Source organism: Moorena producens 3L (assembly GCF_000211815.1).
GTDB lineage: Bacteria > Cyanobacteriota > Cyanobacteriia > Cyanobacteriales > Coleofasciculaceae > Moorena > Moorena producens.
This window is the reverse complement of sequence record NZ_GL890860.1, coordinates 1-5,566: the sequence shown is the minus strand read 5'-3', so window position 1 is coordinate 5,566 and position 5,566 is coordinate 1. Positions and strand designations below refer to the sequence as shown.

Sequence of the window (5,566 nt, the reverse complement as noted above, 5' to 3'; positions counted from 1 at the left end):
TGATGCGTCAAATTTATCAAGAACAGATGGTGTGGATATTTCATGGAGCACAGCGGAAGGCGTATTGATTAATGCCACTACCTACAGTATCGAAAACAGCCAATTACTCTCTCGGTTCGATTTGACTCAAAGTGAAGAACAGTGGCAGGTACAAGGTGAGATGCAGGGTAAGCCAGTGTCTTCTGTTTTGGAGCACAAAGGGGAATTACTGTCTGATTATGGTAGTTATCTGGTTTCACTTGAACTACTGGGTTCTGAACAAGATGTAGTGACTCAGAACATGTGGGTGGCAGAGGCTGATCCGATATCCGCAACGGCCGTTAAAATGAGTAAAATTGCGGATAATGAGCATGCCAATGTCAAGATGGACATTGGGACCATTTGCAGTAGAATTTTTAGCTGATAACCAGGGAATATTACGCAAAGGGTCTATGATTCAGGGACCAGTGACCCTAAACATTGAGTTAATGTCAGTATTTGGAGAGCCAGTGTTACCATGAAGCGGGTTATTAACTGTCGTTACTGGCATTTTTGGGGGCGCCGTTTTTGCTGAACCGCTCCGCCGCTGCATCAGGTACCGTTACAAATGGCTGAAGGCCAATCGTTGCCGCTTGGTAGTCAGATCCGCTTTGAAATAAAAACCAGCAATATTGATAAAATACTGACGCGCTTGCAGGATTGGCAGCATGTTAAGGGCGTTAAAGTTGCGGACAATATCGCACAGGTGGTTGTTCAGGAGTCGCCACAATATTCTGGTGAGGCCAGGGCAAAGCATTTAGCCAGCAGTTTTGTGATTGATTTTGATGAACCGCAAGTCGAAGACATGGTGGAGCAATTTAAGTTCACTCAACAAGCTGGCGAATTGCAGTTATCGGATATTGAGCGTTTTGTTAGCGGTTATATCGACGATCCCACTTATGTTCACAATTTCAGTATCGCTTCTAAAGTTGCTACAACTCGCAGTGGTGATTGTACTGAATATGCGGTATTAACTGCTGCTTTGGCACGCGCATTGGGGTTCCCTTCCAGAGTGGTACTTGGCACTGTGATTATGGAAGAGGAAGGTGAAGTCCGTTCATTTGGTCATGCCTGGGTTGAATCCTTTAAGGCAGACAAGTGGCACACACTTGACGCTGCTTTATACCCTTCTCAGTCATCTCGGATTTTCTATCTACCCTCAGATACACTGGAGAATGAAGGACCTGGATTTACCATGTCGATCATTACTGGTATCAGTCAGATGCCATCCAGTATCCAAAATCTGGCCAATGTTGCAGCTGAGTAGCCTGCTAAATCTTTTTGAGTAATAAAAAACCAGGGCTAATTAGCCCTGGTAACGCGTTTAAGTGCAGAGTCTCGTCAATTAACACACTCTTGGGGAAGGGTGATTGTAGTTGAGGGCAGAGCGGTTTGAAGCACTTCAAGTGAGCTACAGGTTAAATTGCTATTGTCGCTCAAATCCAGAATTTCTAAATCACCGAATTCGTATAAATGCTCAATACTTTCCAATTGATTGTTATACAAATAAAGCTCGTCAAGCTCTCCAGTTTGCAAAGCAGAAAGCTCCCTTATTTGGTTATTTCCAAGGTTCAGGAAATGAAGCCAAGTAAGAGACTCAAATCCTGTTAATTCTGTTATTTGATTATCTTCCAAATTTAACCAAGTAAGGTATTGGTACTTTGCCAGCGGAGAAGGATCGGTAATTTTGATTGTGTGCCAGTGAAATAGCATAGGTATTTGAGTTTTCGGGAAGCATTGTTAAATCTGTAATTTGATTATCCGTTAGCATTAATATTTCAATACTCTTTAAATTAGTCAGAGCAGAAATATCAACAATGCGATTTTCCATAGCCCAAAGGGACCTGAGTCGAGAGAGATTACTAATGGCGGATAAGTCGCTAATATCATTGTTGCTCACGTAGAGAGCGGACAGGTAGATATTGTTGCTAATGGGGGATATATCTTCAATGAGATTAGAAGACAGGTTTAGTTCCCTCAGGTTTTCAAAATCCGTTAGTGCCGACAAATCACTGATCTTGTTACCACCCAGGCGAAGTTTGCGCAATTGTACAAGCTCTGCAATATGGCTGATGTCATCGATAAGGTTGTTGCCTAAATACAAGTTTTGCAGGGCTTCAAAGCCTGAAAAACTTGTAAGTTCATGAATCTCATTGTTAGTTAAATCTAAATGATAGAGTGAACTGAATGTAGGTAATGTCGACAAATTTGTGAGTCCATTATTTTTTAACGTCAGGTATCGGATGAACTCCAGATTGGACAGAGGGGATAAATCTGTAACTTGGTTGTTATCCAGAAAAAGCTCGTCAACTTCTTGTAGGCCTGCTAATGCTGAGATATCAGATACGTTGTTACTGTTAAGGTTAAGGGTAGATATTTCTGTGAGGTTTTGTAGCGCAGATATATCTACTAATGAGTTGTTTTCAAAGGAGAGTGTATTGAATTCAGTAAAGTCTTTCCAGTACCTGTTAATGCGGTCAGATGATTACTATCCATATGTAAGTCACTCAAACTTGCAAGGCCTGAAAAAGGTTGAATATCGGTTATAGTATTATTATCCAGCACTAGAGTGCTCAACGCGAAGAATTGTTCTATACCATTTAGCTGGACAATGCTCCGGTTGCTACAATCTAACCGGCGAATATCTGAAATTTCTTCATAATTAGTGCTTTCAATACAAGACTTCAGATTTTCATCAGCAATAACCGAAAAGTCTATCAATTCACCCACTGGGCAAGAGGTAGTTCTGACAATTGTTATAGGGTAAATTGTACGTTCCAGGTTGTTTATTTCTTCACAAGGAATATCTTCGTTGCCTGTTAAGTTTAAATAGTCCAATGATGGTAAAGACGAAAGTGAAGAGATACTTGTTAACTTATTATTACTGACATCAAGAGATAACAAGGAGGTGGAATTGCTCAAAGGGCTAAGATTAGTAACTTCGTTGCCTTTCAGGTACAAAAAGGTCAAGTTGGGTTTGTTGGCTAGACCATTTATTTCTTCTATTGAGTTTTCTTCTAAGTACAAAACTTCAAGCTTATTCAGCTCTGACAATGCATTGATATCACTAATTTGATTTTTGTATAGCTCCAAAGACTTGAGTAGGGTTAATCCACTTATTGGAGTTAGATCAGAAATTTGGTTTAAATTTAAAGCAAGATGTTCTAAATAGGTAAAAACTTCCAGCCCTTCCAGGGATTCAATATTGTCATTTGAACAGTTGATTGATGTGACAGATACAACCATGGAATCTATGTTACTCAAACAATCTGTTAGACCCGGATCGGCAAAGTTTACTTGATTTGCTAATAATGGTACTGAGCTAGAGTCATTGGGGTCGGTCATTGCCAGGACTTCATCACTATCTGAAAAACCATCGTTGTCAGAGTCGTATGCATCTGGATTAGTGCCCAATTCTGTTTCCTGCTCAGTCGTAAGTCCGTCATCATCAAAATCACTTTGTAACCATATCTCTCCATAGGCAGAAAGGTCTATCAATTCGATTGTTTCTATTCTGGGCGTCATAAAATGAGCGGCCTCATCTGGGGTATAGACATCATCGTCATTGTAATCGTAACTAAACAGTTCGTACGAAAAAAGGCTGATAATTCCTGCATCATTAACGTCCAGGATCTCCCAATATCGAACCCGCTTTTGTGTGTTGTTTTGCCATTGATGAATCAGCTGATTTTTAGTTTCATCTTTTTGCCAACTCCAGTTTTTGGAAAAGTAGAACTCTGTGGCATTTTCGTCATAATCATCGTAAAAAATATTGCGCTTCATGAGTCCATCCGAGATAAATTGTTGTGCAATCAATTTATCCAGAGGAATTAAGCCATTTTCCAAAGACTCGTTGAGAGTTACTTTTTTAGTGTAAGCGTAAACGATAGGTAACTCAGTTTCTGGTGATTGGACCAAGGAAGATTGTTGTTCATCTTTTTTGATCATTTGTGCCACATATATGTGACTTAATTGGCTGTTAACAAAACGATCTACCCTCACAAGATAGGACTGTGAAATTTGCTGAAGTGGGGTGAAAACTAAGGTTTCATTATCATTACTGAGTGTGAAAGAGTCCTCTGAGGATGAAACCTCAAAATTTAATTCTGATAACGTAGAAGATGCGACGCTTTCTGAAAACTCCACCATGTCCATCATGAAAGTCGCAGCATCGATAAAAGGGGGTTCATGTTGAGGCAATTCGTAAAATAGAGGTAACGCCCAAAAACCAGTTAGGGAGAAATCGTTCACATCGGTGAAGATACTATGTTCTTGCGTGATAAACTCTCTGGTTTCGGTTTCCATGGGCACTTCAGTTAAAATTGTATTCCCCCAAGTCCAATCGCTCCCAAGTTTATCGATAATACTCTGGAGGATTTCTAACTTGTATGACATGGTGGAATTAATGGAAAGATTTAATTTATTTCCTGAAGAATCTGAAAGTGTCCATTGAGCATGGGATAAGCCATAACTAAAAATAGCCCCATCTATAGAAAATTGGTTAATTATGCATATGGTCCATAATGCATCAATAATGTCGGAATCAAAATGAGGAGCCAATGAGCTGTGTAACGTGTCACATTGAAGCTGACGAGAGTTCAGCTCAAAATTATTGAGTATAAGTGTCTCAGAATCATCAACCTGCCAGTTAAATGCTTGTGAATATGAATAGCCATATAAGTCATTAAAGTAGAAGGTCCCTGTATTATCTTCTTTAAAATTGTAGGCATCTAATACATTTGATAAGTAACCATCTCGGACTCTTTCTCCATAACCTAAGGCGCCAGACAGTGCAGACACAAACTCTTGTGTAAACTCAACTTTTGTGTCCTCTGCTAAATTAGGATTAGTTCCAAGGTTTATTTCTATACCATCGTCAACGCCGTCTTGGTCTGAGTCATTGTTGAGGGGGTTTGTGCTGTATAAATTAACTTCCTCACCATCGGTCAACCCATCATTATCAGAATCTGGATTGTCAATGGCGGTGCCCTGAGCAAATTCCTGAGCATTAGTCAGGCCGTCATTATCGATATCGCTGATGTTCCAAATGCTGTTGGTTGGCATTGCTAATGGTATATCGGTTTCGTAACTGCCAAATCTTAAACGAGAAATACCATCATTATGGTTAGTTTGGTTATCCAAACCACTGCTGTTAAGTACATACCAAAATTGAGTAGAAGGCCTCCTTACTGCGATATCGGCTCTGCCATCACCATCATAATCGGCAACTACCGGAATGTCGTTTTCGGATCGACCAAATGTAACACGACTAACTCCGTCGCTGTGTTGGGTAAATGAATCGGTACCTGTAGAATTTAAAATGAACCACTGAAATGTCGATGGTCTCCGCACAGCGAGATCAGCTTTTCCGTCACCATCATAATCTGCTGGTATTGCAATATCGTTGCTGCGCAGACCAAAGGCTTTACGGGTTATACCGTCAGCATTGCCGGATATAGTATCAACGCCGGATGAATTTTTGATATACCAGGTTTGCGTTGATGGTCGACGCACTGCTATATCCGCTTTTCCGTCACCATCGTAATCG

4 protein-coding genes and 1 pseudogene are annotated in these 5,566 nt (G+C 40.4%); 2 read left to right on the top strand and 3 right to left on the bottom strand.

Annotation, left to right across the window (positions count from 1 at the left end):
* Window positions 1-403, top strand: a pseudogene (locus LYNGBM3L_RS11485) (hypothetical protein); the annotation flags it as partial.
* 183 nt (window positions 404-586) lie between these two features.
* Entirely contained in the window at window positions 587-1,285 is a 699-nt protein-coding gene (locus LYNGBM3L_RS34830; protein ID WP_008182742.1) for a transglutaminase-like domain-containing protein, read from the top strand.
* 74 nt (window positions 1,286-1,359) lie between these two features.
* On the opposite strand, the gene LYNGBM3L_RS11475 is transcribed toward LYNGBM3L_RS34830, so the two are convergent.
* The 3 genes from LYNGBM3L_RS11475 to LYNGBM3L_RS11465 all read right to left on the bottom strand — a co-directional run.
* A complete protein-coding gene (locus LYNGBM3L_RS11475; RefSeq protein WP_008182740.1) occupies window positions 1,360-1,653 on the bottom strand; it encodes a leucine-rich repeat domain-containing protein in 294 nt (97 codons plus the stop codon).
* Entirely contained in the window at window positions 1,643-2,224 is a 582-nt protein-coding gene (locus LYNGBM3L_RS11470; RefSeq protein WP_008182738.1) for a leucine-rich repeat domain-containing protein, read from the bottom strand. Before LYNGBM3L_RS11470 ends, LYNGBM3L_RS11475 begins: the two co-directional genes overlap by 11 nt.
* A 203-nt stretch (window positions 2,225-2,427) precedes the next feature.
* On the bottom strand, window positions 2,428-5,566 hold a 3,139-nt coding region (locus tag LYNGBM3L_RS11465), incomplete at its 5' end, for a leucine-rich repeat domain-containing protein (protein ID WP_008182736.1).